Below are 10,929 nucleotides of genomic sequence, written 5' to 3' on the forward strand. Positions count from 1 at the left end.
CGCCGGCGGCCAGCAGGGCGGCGAGAGCACGTCGGGTGGCGAGAGAAGCAGACATGGAGAAGGCCCCTTCAGAGGTCAGCCCTGCCCGGCCTCGTGCAAGCCGGCGGGCTCCGAACAGTTCCCGGCGTGCTGCCGGGGAGCCACACTCTGGCCCCTCTCGGCGCCTGAAAGCCGCTCAATCGCCTCGCATTGCCCAATCCAGACATATCCGTAACTGTCTCTTGAACCGGGCAAAGGGTGCGGCGGCAGTCCGGGTGGCAGTCGGCACGGCGGCCTGGGGCACGTGAGTCGGTGCGCGGCCGCCCGTGCCGCGCCGCCGGTACGCCTGGTGATCGATCGCGAAGATCGTCCGTGCTTCGCCGTGCAGCGCCGGGGGGGGGGCGAGGTCGCCGGAGCAGGACGGCCCGGGTAGGTGCGCTGCTCCGGCGATTCCCTAACGGCGTAGACCCTGGGAGGTCACGCCCTTTCAGGCGGCGGGCCGCCAATAGCCCAGGCTGTTCAGACGCTGCCTGGGCAGGCCGAGGTCCTTGCGCAGGTAGCCGCTCAGGGTGCGCGTGGTCACCGTGTCGCAGGCCAGCCAGACGTACGCCGACTCCACGTCGGGCGCCAGCTGCGGCAATTCGGCGCGGACCCGCTCCACGAGCGCGGCGCCGTCGCCGGAGCGGGGCACGCGCCGTATCTCGTGCAGGTCCGGGTCGAGCCGTACGGGGAGGTCCGCGTCGGAGTCGTGCCGGGTCTCGAACCAGATGGTGGCGGGGGTCCGGGGAAAGGCGTCCAGCAAGGAGTTGATGGCGGGCAGCGAGGCGGGGTCGCCGATGACCAGCAGCCGCTGCGGGGCCGGGGCGGGGACGGCGAAGCCGGTGCCCTGCACGGTGGCGTCCACCGTGTCGCCGGGGGCGGCGGACCGGGCCCAGTCGCTGGCGACGCCTTCGTGCAGGGCGAACTCCAGGGCAAAGGTGCCCGCTTCGGGGTCGGGGTCGACGAGGGTGTAGGCACGCTGATGGGGCTTGCCGTGGTTGCTGAACCAGAGCCGGACCCACATCGTCGGGTGCAGGGACTCGCCGGCCGCCTCGAGCAGACCGCCGTCGGTGAAGGTGATCCTGCGGTAGTCCGGCGTGACCTGCTCCGCGCCCGTGACCGTGAACGTGAAGTCCTTGCCCCGGAACAGCTTGAGGACCACGCCCTCCCAACCCTTGCCGACCGCCATGCCCGCCCCTTCCCCTGCAGTCTGATATTAGGTCAGCCTAACCTAAGATGATCGTGGGGTTGGGAGCCGGTGTCTGCTGACGGCGTTCGTCGCACGGGCCCGCCGCGCGGCCCAGCGCCCGTGCCGCGCCCCCGGGCCCTCCCGGTCGGCCCGGCGTGGGAGGGTCAGGACGGCCGGCGCGGGAGGACCGGGACGGCCCGGCGGTCCGAGGTGCGCCGGGCGGTGCTCACCACCAGTACACGGGGTAGCGGAGGCTGCCCGTGCGGGCGCGGGAAAGGGCGCAGCCCGCGAGGACGAGGAGGAGCGTCGATCCGGCCAGCAGCGGCAGGAAGGTCCTGGGGTCGGGTGCGCTCAGGACGATGACCACGGCGGTCGCGCACGCCGGGGAGTGCGGGGTGCGGGCCACGGTCATCAGGGCCAGGCCGATCCCGGCGGCGACGGCCGCCACCCAAGGGGCGCTGCCCAGAGCGGCCAGGGCCCCGTAACCGACGGCGGAGCACATCAGGTGCCCGGCGATGACGCTGCGGGGCTGGGCCAGCGGCAGGGCGGGAACGCTGTGGACGATCGCCGCGGACGCGGCCAGCGGCGGTATCAGGACCGGCTCGTGGACCACGGCGCCGATGGCCACGAGTGCCAGCATGACGGCGGTGGCGCCGCTGACGCTGTGCAGGGCGGCGCCCGGCGCCGGTGGAGCGGGCGCACGCCCCGCCAGACGGGGCAGTACCCGCAGGGGCGGCCGGCCGGCCCCGGGGCCCGACCCCGACGGCGCCAGGGCCGACGAGCGTGACACGGACTGGGACTGGGACTCGGGCTGGGACTCGGACGGGGGCGATGCTGACGGGGACGCTGACGGCGGCGGAAGTGTGGCGGTCGGGTCGGGGCTCAAAGGATGGCAGCTTCGGGAAACGGGCCGACGGGCGTGCGTCCGACGGCGGTGATCGGCAGGGGCGGGAGCTGCTTCGGCTCGTACCACTGTGACGACCCCCCTGCGATCGGCAGGGCCGGGCACACTGCGGAGGCCCCGGGTCGGGGCGGCCGTGAACTCCCCTGGATCATACGAAGCCCGACAAACCGCGTGGCGGGCAGGTCCCTCCCGCAGCCTCCCCGGCCGAGGCCGCGGCGGCCGCGCGCGGGCGGGACGCCCCGCCCCGGCTGTGGGATGGTTCCCTTGATCCCACCCCCTCCGTACCGGGAGCCGCCATGCATACGCCCGCCCCGGGCCCGCCCGTCCTCCTCGTCCCGCCGCACGGGGACCCCGTCGGCGACGGGCGGATCCGCGTCGTGTGGGCGCTGGAGGACCGCGCCCGCGACCTGGACGCGAACCTGGTCCGACTGGGCCCGTGGGCCGCCATCGGCGAGCACACCGAGACGGTTCTCGGCGTCCTGCTCGTGGTCGTCTCGGGCAGTGGTGAGCTCCGCACCCGGGACTCCGCGCACCCACTCGCGCCCGGATCCGTGGCCTGGCTGCCCGTCGGCACCACGCGCTCCGTGCGCGCCGGCGCCGAAGGTCTCACCTACACCACCGCACACCGCCGCCGGCCGCCTCTGGCCATCCCGACGGCGCCGCACGCCGACGCGGGAGAGCCGGCGTGCCTCCTGGACCGGGTCTGCGCCGCATGCGGACGGCTCGCCACCGAGCGCGACGCCCGCTACTGCGGCCGGTGCGGCACCCCCCTGCCCGACTGACGGCGCCGCCGGCAGCGCAGCCCTCCCGCTACCGCGCCGCCGTGATCTGGTCCAGGGCCCAGCGGGCCCACTCGCGCTTCATCGCGCTGCCCCGCAGGCCGTACTCCAGAACGAGGCGTCCCGAGACGGAGAGGGGGTCACCCGTCCACTCGCGCGAACCGAGGAGTCGTTCCAGCTCCGCGATCTGGCGGTCCTCCTCCTCGGCGAGCCGGGCCAGCTGCTCGCGCGCCTGCTCGGACGGGAGGAAGCCGAGGAAGAAGACCCGCAGCATCCATTCGCTGCGCAGCGGCTGGGGCTGGGCGGGCGTGGTCAGCCAGTGCTGCAGCTCGGCTCGCCCTTCCGGGCGGAGGCTGTACTCCTTGCGGCCCCGGGGGCCTTCGGCGGAGACGTCGACGAGACCGGCGTCGGTCATCCGGGTCAGCTCCCCGTAGACCTGGCTCTGGGTGGCGCGCCACACGTTGGAGAGCGTGGTGTCGAACAGCTTCATCAGGTCGTAGCCGCTGGACGGGCGGTCGGACAGCAGGCCGAGGAGTGCGTGGCGAAGGCTCATGAGTGCCATCGTACCTTCCACTATTGACAGGTCACAAGCAGACGTTCTAACTTCGACATGTCAACACTGGAATGTGGCGCCGGCGTCGGCCGTCCCGCCCCTTCGACGAGAGACGGCACACGACATGAAGTCGAACCCCCTCCTGAGCCTTGCCCCCTGGATCGTCTTCACCCTGGCCGCCGGGAACGGCATCGCCGCCCAGTGGTCCGCGGCCCTGGCCGCCCTGGTGGCACTCGCCGCTGCCGTTCCCTCGATAGCGGCCCGGCGGCCCAAGCTGCTGGATGCCATGGGAATCGTGACCTTCGCCGCCCTCTCCGCCCTCGCATTCGCCGGTGGCCACGGAGCCCAGGACTTCGTCACGGACTACGGCCGCACCGTCGCCACCGGCGCCCTGGCCGTGCTGATCCTCCTCACTCTGCCCGTCATGCCCTTCACCGAGCAGTACGCCCGCGAGGAGGTGCCGCGGGCTGCCTGGGGATCGCCCGTCTTCAAGAGGACCAACCGTCTCTTCTCCGCGGCGTGGGGCGGCGTCTTCGCCCTGATGACCCTCGCCCACCTGGTCGCCTCGGCGGCCCCGCACAGCACGGGCCTGGACGTCGTCTGCAACTGGATCGTCCCCATCGTCGCCGTCCAGCAGATGTTCGCCTTCATGAAGCGCTACCGCGCCCGGCACACCCCCAGCGCCGCCTGACGGTCGTGTCCCGCAGGCCGGGACGCACGTCCGCCCCCGCCCGGGAGGGGCGGGGGCGGACGTGCGCGCGGGGAGGGGCCGGTCCGGCTTCGTGCCGGGCGGTCAGAACGCGAAGACGGCGTTTCCGTTGAAGCTCGCGGACATGACGCACGAGTTGGAGAAGGTGTGCTTCCACGAGACGCGGCTGCCCCGCCAGACTCCGTCCGCGGTCACGGTCACCGGGGCATAGTGCATCGGGCAGGCGCGGTTCGCGTCCGGGGCGGCCAGGAGCGTGTCGAGGGTGCCGGCGGCGGCGGCGAGGGCCGTACAGGCGGCCTGGGGGTCGGGGTGCGTTCCCTGGGCGGTGGGTGCGCAGCTGAGAGTGGACGCACGCACGACGGTGCCCGGGTCCTCTCCCTGGGCAACCGTCAGGACCAAGGCGGACGGGGCGTACAGGCTGCTGGGCTGTGCCCCCGCGATGCCGGTGGCTCCGGCCAGGGTCAGCAGGGCGGCGGCGGAGACGGCAGCGATGCGGTGACGCACGACGGACTCACTTTCAATTCGAAGGATAGGTGGCGTAGTTGGCTTCGATATGCCAACCGGACGTCGCTGAGTCTGTCGGGTGTGAAGGGGGTGCGCACATCGATCACCGATTTACAGACAACCCGTTCGATTATCGGCGACCGAACGATCGTTCTGGCAGCTCAGGCGGTGCGTGTGCCCTTCGCGGTCGCGCGCGAACGGAGGGTCACAGGGGTCGGCGCGGTCGCCCGGGGGCCGTTGACCTGCTGTCGGCCGCGTGCGGTTCACCGAACGTCCACCCAGGCTGACCGGATAGCGACGGTTCAGTCGATCGCGGACCGCGGAGCCGCGGGGCCGGCCGCCGGCGGGGAAGGGGAACGCCCGACTGGAACGCGGACTGCTGCCGCAGTCCATCCTCGACACCTCCACCGTGACGGTCACCGCCCGTTACCTGCCCGGCGCCGAAGGGGCCATGCTCGGGGGCGACTTCCTCGATGTCGTCGAGGATGACGACGGGCTGCTCCACGCCGTCGTCGGCGACGTCAGCGGACACGGCCCCGACGCCGCCGCGCTCGCCGTGCTCCGCCCGACCGGGACGGCCGGCAGCCCTGGCCCCCCGAGGGGAGGGGCCGGGGCTGCGAGGGGCCGGGACCACGAGGCGTCAGCGCGTGGCGCCGAAGTCCTGCGTCCAGTAGTGGCCGGGCTCGGCGAGGCCGATGCCGATCTCCTTGTAGGAGCAGTCGAGGATGTTCCGCTTGTGGCCGGGGCTGTTCATCCAGCCCTCCATGACCTTCGCCGCGGTGCTGTAGCCGTAGGCGACGTTCTCGCCGTACGTCCTCCAGGCGTAACCCGCCCGGGTGATGCGCCCGCCCGGGTCGGAACCGTCGGAGCCGACGTGCGACATGTTGCCGTGCGCGGCCATGTCCGCGCTGTGGTCCTGTGCGGCCTTCGTCAGCTTCGCGTTGACGGTGAGCGCCGGGCACCCGACCGCGGCACGCTCCTGGTTGACGAGCGCGAGCACCTCGGCCTGGGCGCCGGTGGGCGCCGCGGAGCCCGTCGGGGCGGCAGGCGCGGCCGGAGGCCGAACCGGCTTGGCCTGCTTCGCCGGCGCCGGCGCCGGCTGCGGGGTGTCCCCGGTGGCCGGCTGCGCGGGCGGTTCGCCCACAGGCTGTCCGGCCGGCTCCGCCGGCGCCGCCGGGACGGTGTCGGGGGCGGGGGCCACGGGGGCCTCGGCCTCGACGGGGGCCTCCACGGGCTGCTGCGTGCCCGGTGCCCCACGGTGGGCGTCGTGCCAGGGACGGGCCTCGTGACGGGCCGCCGCGGGCCGCGTCGGCCCGGCGCCCTGGGGGCCCAGGCATGCCATGGCGGCGGTGGGGACGCCCACGATGGCCAGTGCCCCGACCGCCACGGCTATTTTCCGGTGGTGCGTCTTCCTACGGTGCTTCTTCATGCGTGACCTCACTCGGTGATCCCGAAGCTCCCGGCGCCGGACCGCGGGGCGCCGGAGGAGCCGCCATTCTTAGAAGGGCGGCATCGGCCTGGCAAGCCCGTGCCGCCCGGCCGCTCCGGCGTGGCGCCGCCGGGCTTGAAACGACCGGGCGGTCGTGCATACCTGCACCGCGGACACTGCGGGTACCACCTGACGCGTCGCTAGAACCAGCTGCCATCGGCGACGTTGCGGAAGCGGAAATGAGAGCCCCTGATTCCGTTTCTGGTCGAGTCGGGCATGTCATTGCCAAAAAGGTGCAAATATCGAAATGTCACTGGGCGGCGAAGTCTCCAGGGTCGCCCGGCCCGGCATGAGGTGTCGTGACGTATGTCACGGTTTCCGGAGGGAACCGCCGGGGCGCCGGGCCTGTGCGCTGGGGGACGGGGGACGGGGGACGGGCGGCGGTCAGGCGAGGTTCAGGTGCAGACGGACGGTGGTGCCGGTGGTGCCGGCGATCCCGGGCTCGACCTCCACCACGTCGCACAGCTGCCGTACCGTCCACAGACCATGGCCGCGGGCCCGCCCCGACTCCGGCGGCATGTACCCCAGCATCCAGTGGCCGTCGACGGAGCCGCCCCGCCCCCCGGAGTCCCTGACGTCGCACACGACCCGGTGGCCGCTGCGCCAGAGCGCGACCTCGCCGGCGCCGCCGCCGTGCTGAACGGCATTGGTGGCCACCTCGTTGACGGCGAAGACCAGCCGGTCCGCCCCGGCGCTCGACATCCCCAACGAGGTGGCCGCGCGCGCGACGAACGGCCGCACGGCGCTCAGGTCGGCGTCGAAGCGCAGGACGGCCCTTCCGTCCGAGGGAACCGGTGAAAGAGTTCGGCCCCAGGCGCCGTCCAGGGGGGCGGCGTAGTGCCCACTGGCCCGTGCGGCAGCGCCCGACACCAGCTGCGGATGGGTGCGCCGGGCATCGGCGACCACCGAGGCCGGCAGCACCCGGGTGTCATAGGGACACACGATCCACGCCGGGCAGTCGGCGAAGGCGACGTTGATGGCCGACTCGTACCGCGTCCACTCATCGGTCTCCAGCACGTCACGGCCGTGCCAGACCGGTTCTCCGATCACCCGCACCCGCTGATGGGGTCCGGCGCCGGTGCGCTCGTCGACGTAACGGTAGTAGGCGGCCAGGGTCCGCCCCGGCGCCCGGTACCACTCGTCGGCCACTATGAACTCCACGTCCCGGGCGGAACTGCCCAACTGCTGGCGCAGCAGGTCGATGTTGGCCTTCGTGGTGACGGCCAGCACCGCATCGTCCTCCTCCAGGCCGTCCAGGCAGAACGGGACGGTGGCGGCCAGGAACTCCTGATCGGATCCGTACACCAGCCCCTGGTGGACGAGGCGCGGTGCCCGCTCCTGCGCCGCGCCGAGCACGTCGCTCACACCGCTCATGCCGGGCCCCCCGCGGGAATGACGACCAAGCCCGGCTGCTGGTCGAAGCCGGCCACGCTAATCACCTGGCACATCAGCGGCGCCAGCCCTTCCACGCGCAGGTGGCGCCCCGGCTCGAACCGCCCGGCGCTGTCGGCCAGGGCGCGCAGACCCGCCAGGTCGATGAATTCCAGAGCGCCCATGTCCACCCGTACGTCTCCCGTCCAGCCCAGTACCGTGTCCAGGGCCTCGGCCAGTGCACCGGTGGTGCGGTAGTCCACCGTGCCGACGACGCGCACCGTCCGCCGCCCTTCGAGGAAGGAGGGCACGATCCGCAGCAGTGCGTCCTCGTACAGGGGATCCGCTTCCACCGTGCCGCGGTGACACCGCTCGAAGGTGTCCAACTGCTCAGGGTCGAACAGGCGGGCGTCGTACTGGCAGAGCGCCGACGCCGGCTGTCCCGCGAACAGTTCGGTGACTTCCCGCTCGTACCAGGACAGCTGCTCGGTGCCGGGGACACCGCGCAGGCTCCAGCTCATCTCTCCGCTGACGCGGAAGCCCGTATAACCCGCCTGGAGGCTCTCCTGGACCTCTCGCCGCAGCGTCACGACCATCGGCTCGCCCTCGAAACGGCCCGACGGGAAGTAGCCGGCACCGGCGGTCAGGACCCGCAACTGCCCACTGGCCTGCGCGGCCTCGGGGCGCGCCCCGGCCGAACGCAGCCAGTCGAGCACCGTGGCAGGATCCTGCCGGTCGGCGAAGTAGAGCACCCGCTCCCCACGCGCCAGACCCTGCGACAGGTACGCCGTGACCACCCGGCGCTGCTCGGCGTCATCGGCGAACGCCAAGCACACATGATCACCGTGCCCCAGCCCCTGGACCGGCAGCTCACTGCCCGGTGCCCTCACCGCTACCTCACAGTCCTCTTCCGATACACGCCCCTGGCATGCCCCCGTCACCCGCTCGAACCAGGTCGCAGACCGCAGATCGCACCACTCTACCGCCCGGCCCCGGGACGTCCGGGCCGTCGTGGGCCCAGCGGGTGCGCCCCGGCCGGCCCCACCGCGCGGGGCGCCACCTGTACGTGCACGCACAGGGCGGCGGCGGACGGGGCGGTGGGGATGCGCATCCGGCGCAGCAGCTCCTGTGTGGTGCGCCGGGTCAGAGTGCTCCGCCAGGCGATGCCGGGGTGGCGCGAGCGCAGGTGCGACAGCGCACGCGTACCGAGACCGCTGGAGCGCAGGCGTTCCTCGATGTCGACGCCGGTGATCACACCCTCGGCGCAGACGGCACAGATCCGGTAGTGGACCTGGCCGACGACCCTGCGCGTGTGCACCAGGAGCAGGCACTCCTCCTCGGCCGCGCCGCCGTCACCCGGTATGCGGGAGGACAGGAACTCGATGTCGCGGTACGCCAGGATCCTGCGGCGCAGCCGGCCGGCGAAGGAGCCCCGGCGGGAGTGCTTCCCGTGAGCCGGGGGAGCCCCGGTGCCGGGCGTCGAGCGGAACAGTGTGCTCGTCGGACGTGCGTGTTCTCCTGGCATGGACCTCGTGTGCCCACTCGGTGGCACTTTGACGCCCACTCGGCAGCGTGCCACCCCGGCCGCACCCGCGCCGGGTCAGCCCAGGGTCCTCATCCGGCGGCGCAGGAGCAGACGGGGCAGGCGGGGAGAGGCCCGGACGAGGGCGGCGGCGGTCAGGCCGACCGCGGCGCCCGCCGCGACGTCGGACGGGTAGTGCGCGCCGCTGTGGATCCGCTCGATCCCCACCAAGAGGGCGGGGACGGCGCAGACGGCCGCGGCCACGGGCCAGGCCGGCGCGACGGCGGTGGTGAAGGCCACGGCGGCTGCCGTGTGCCCGGAAGGGAAGGAAGAACTGTCGGGCCTGTCCTCGACGTCGTCATGGGGGATCCATTCCTTGGGCGGACGCCGCCGGTCGACGAGCTGCTTGGCGACCCCGTTGGACAGCAGTTCCGCCAGGGCCATGCCGCCGATGCCGGCGGCCGCGGCCCGCCGCCCCCTGCGGCCGCCGCCGGCGGCCATGGTGACGGCCGCCGCCCACCACAGCTTGGTGTGCTGGGCCGCGTCCTCGACGGGAGGCAGGACCCGACGTGCCCAGGGAGAGTCCCAGGCGGCCATGTGCCGGGTCAGCCGGCGCTCGTGCTCACGCAGTACGGTCAGGATTTTCATGCCGTGCCACTGCCCCGGGCGCCGCAGTCCACGCACACCCGCCGACCGGCCGCATTGCGGGACCGGGCCCGGTCAGCGGCCGTGGCCCGCGCCCCGCTCCAGCCGCCGGGACGGTCCGCATCACCGCTCTCGCCGAGGGGGATCTGCGGCGCCCCTTCGCCTGGCTGTCCGGGGCGGCCGGCCGGCCGTCCCGGACAGCGGCCTCAGACCAGGTCGAAGCGGTCGAGGTTCATGACCTTGTTCCACGCCGCCACGAAGTCACGCACGAACTTTCCTTCCGCGTCCCGCGACGCGTAGACCTCCGAGATGGCCCGGAGCTGGGCGTGCGAACCGAAGACGAGGTCGACGGCGGAGGCGGTCCACCTCACCTCCCCCGTCGCGCGGTCGCGGCCTTCGAAGACGTTCTCCGCCGCGGCGGACACCTTCCATTGCGTGCCCATGTCGAGCAGGTTGACGAAGAAGTCATTGGTCAGAATTCCCGGCCGGTCGGTGAAGACACCGTGGGCGGAGCCGTTGAAGTTGGTGCCCAGGGCACGCATGCCGCCCATCAGGACCGTCATCTCGGGAGCGGTCAGCGTCAACAGGTTGGCGCGGTCCAGCATGAGCGTCTCGGGCGACAGCTTCTCGTCCGCCTGGACGTAGTTGCGGAACGCGTCCGCCCGGGGTTCGAGCACCGCGAAGGTCTCCACGTCGGTCTGCTCCTGCGAGGCGTCCGTGCGCCCCGGTGCGAAAGGCACCGTGATGTCCTGCCCGGCCCGCTCGGCGGCCTGCTCGACCGCCGCGCACCCACCGAGGACGATCAGGTCGGCGAGCGAGATCTTCACACCGTCGGACCGGGACCCGTTGAACTCCTGCTGGACCTGTTCGAGGGTCCGCAGCGTCTCGGCCACCTCGGGCGCGTCGTTGACCTCCCAGTCCCTCTGCGGCAGGAGCCGCAGCCGTGCCCCGTTGGCCCCGCCGCGCTTGTCGGTGCCGCGGAAGCTCGCCGCCGACGCCCAGGCGGTGGTGACCAGCTGGGACACGGACAGTCCCGAAGCGAGGACCCTGGCCTTCAGGGCGGCGACGTCCTCCTCCCCGACCAGCTCGTGATCGACCGCCGGGACGGGGTCCTGCCACAGCTGCGGCTCGGGAACCCACGGGCCGAGGTAGCGCGAGAGGGGCCCCATGTCGCGGTGCAGCAACTTGTACCAGGCCTTGGCGAACGCCTCCGCGAGCTTGTCCGGGTTCTCGTGGAAGCTCTTCA

Annotated in this window: 12 protein-coding genes and 1 pseudogene; 3 read left to right on the plus strand and 10 right to left on the minus strand. The window is 72.8% G+C overall.

What is annotated here, in order from left to right:
• Positions 1-466: 466 nt before the first annotated feature.
• The gene (locus AMK16_RS25230) at positions 467-1,207 is read right to left on the minus strand and encodes a siderophore-interacting protein (RefSeq protein WP_073919655.1); all 741 of its coding nucleotides are present in this window, start codon (positions 1,205-1,207) and stop codon (positions 467-469) included.
• 226 nt (positions 1,208-1,433) lie between these two features.
• A complete protein-coding gene (locus AMK16_RS25235) occupies positions 1,434-1,997 on the minus strand; it encodes an HPP family protein (protein WP_242438899.1) in 564 nt (187 codons plus the stop codon).
• A 410-nt stretch (positions 1,998-2,407) separates the two neighbouring features.
• On the opposite strand from AMK16_RS25235, the gene AMK16_RS25240 reads away from it, so the two are divergent.
• A complete protein-coding gene (locus tag AMK16_RS25240; protein ID WP_079191710.1) occupies positions 2,408-2,893 on the plus strand; it encodes a zinc ribbon domain-containing protein in 486 nt (161 codons plus the stop codon).
• A gap of 28 nt (positions 2,894-2,921) precedes the next feature.
• Here AMK16_RS25240 and AMK16_RS25245 read toward each other — a convergent pair whose 3' ends face one another.
• Positions 2,922-3,443 carry a PadR family transcriptional regulator gene (locus tag AMK16_RS25245; RefSeq protein ID WP_073920008.1) on the minus strand — a complete coding sequence of 174 codons (522 nt, stop codon included), beginning with the start codon at positions 3,441-3,443 and terminating at the stop codon, positions 2,922-2,924.
• Between the two features lie 124 nt (positions 3,444-3,567).
• On the opposite strand from AMK16_RS25245, the gene AMK16_RS25250 reads away from it, so the two are divergent.
• A complete protein-coding gene (locus tag AMK16_RS25250; RefSeq protein WP_073919656.1) occupies positions 3,568-4,134 on the plus strand; it encodes a hypothetical protein in 567 nt (188 codons plus the stop codon).
• 102 nt (positions 4,135-4,236) lie between these two features.
• Here the strand turns inward: AMK16_RS25250 and AMK16_RS25255 are convergent, their stop codons facing one another.
• Positions 4,237-4,656: a subtilase-type protease inhibitor gene (locus AMK16_RS25255; protein ID WP_073919657.1), complete on the minus strand. Its 420-nt coding sequence runs from the start codon at positions 4,654-4,656 to the stop codon at positions 4,237-4,239.
• 355 nt (positions 4,657-5,011) lie between these two features.
• Here AMK16_RS25255 and AMK16_RS37475 point away from each other — a divergent pair.
• Positions 5,012-5,215, plus strand: a pseudogene (locus tag AMK16_RS37475) (fused response regulator/phosphatase); the annotation flags it as partial.
• Positions 5,216-5,296: 81 nt separating this feature from the next.
• Here the strand turns inward: AMK16_RS37475 and AMK16_RS25265 are convergent.
• From AMK16_RS25265 to AMK16_RS37485, 6 genes are all read right to left on the minus strand, one after another.
• Positions 5,297-6,085 carry a CAP domain-containing protein gene (locus AMK16_RS25265; protein ID WP_073919658.1) on the minus strand — a complete coding sequence of 263 codons (789 nt, stop codon included), beginning with the start codon at positions 6,083-6,085 and terminating at the stop codon, positions 5,297-5,299.
• 444 nt (positions 6,086-6,529) lie between these two features.
• The gene (locus tag AMK16_RS25270; RefSeq protein WP_079191711.1) at positions 6,530-7,519 is read right to left on the minus strand and encodes a sensor histidine kinase; all 990 of its coding nucleotides are present in this window, start codon (positions 7,517-7,519) and stop codon (positions 6,530-6,532) included.
• Positions 7,516-8,346 carry an MEDS domain-containing protein gene (locus AMK16_RS36305; RefSeq protein WP_158071238.1) on the minus strand — a complete coding sequence of 277 codons (831 nt, stop codon included), beginning with the start codon at positions 8,344-8,346 and terminating at the stop codon, positions 7,516-7,518. The genes AMK16_RS25270 and AMK16_RS36305 overlap by 4 nt, the downstream gene beginning before the upstream one ends.
• A 149-nt stretch (positions 8,347-8,495) precedes the next feature.
• Positions 8,496-9,041 (minus strand): hypothetical protein, encoded by a 546-nt coding sequence (locus tag AMK16_RS37480; protein WP_242438900.1) that lies wholly within the window; start codon positions 9,039-9,041, stop codon positions 8,496-8,498.
• A 75-nt stretch (positions 9,042-9,116) separates the two neighbouring features.
• Positions 9,117-9,686, minus strand: a complete 570-nt coding sequence (locus AMK16_RS25285; protein WP_073919660.1) for a phosphatase PAP2 family protein — start codon at positions 9,684-9,686, stop codon at positions 9,117-9,119.
• Positions 9,687-9,889: 203 nt separating this feature from the next.
• On the minus strand, positions 9,890-10,929 hold a 1,040-nt coding region (locus AMK16_RS37485), incomplete at its 5' end, for a peroxidase family protein (RefSeq protein WP_338014472.1).

Origin of the sequence: Streptomyces sp. CB00455 (assembly GCF_001905445.1) — a bacterium.
In the GTDB taxonomy this organism is placed as follows: domain Bacteria; phylum Actinomycetota; class Actinomycetes; order Streptomycetales; family Streptomycetaceae; genus Streptomyces.